The organism is Roseivirga sp. UBA1976, from assembly GCF_002336325.1.
GTDB classification, from domain to species: domain Bacteria; phylum Bacteroidota; class Bacteroidia; order Cytophagales; family Cyclobacteriaceae; genus Roseivirga; species Roseivirga thermotolerans.
In genome coordinates, this window is the sequence record NZ_DDDQ01000153.1 from 1 (window position 1) to 272 (window position 272).

The 272-nt window shown below is 45.6% G+C and carries 1 protein-coding gene; it reads left to right on the forward strand.

Annotated features, from left to right (window positions below):
* The coding region (locus B3763_RS15670) for a radical SAM protein (RefSeq protein ID WP_286747680.1) at positions 1-272 on the forward strand (272 nt) is incomplete at both ends.

Genomic DNA, 272 nt, shown 5'->3' on the forward strand with positions numbered 1-272 from the left:
AATCGGCCGAAGACGGCCTTAAAGCAGTGAATACTTTTCTTTCGAGAGAAGAAACCTATGCCGACATCTCCCCTGTTCGTCTCAATTCAAATGGAGTTACGGCCTTCATCTCTATTATGAGAGGTTGCGACAACATGTGTTCATTTTGCGTAGTTCCCTTCACCCGCGGAAGAGAAAGAAGTCGCGATCCTCATTCTATTGTGCAAGAAGCACAAGACCTCTTCAACCAAGGCTATCGCGAAGTAACTCTTTTGGGGCAAAATGTAGATAGC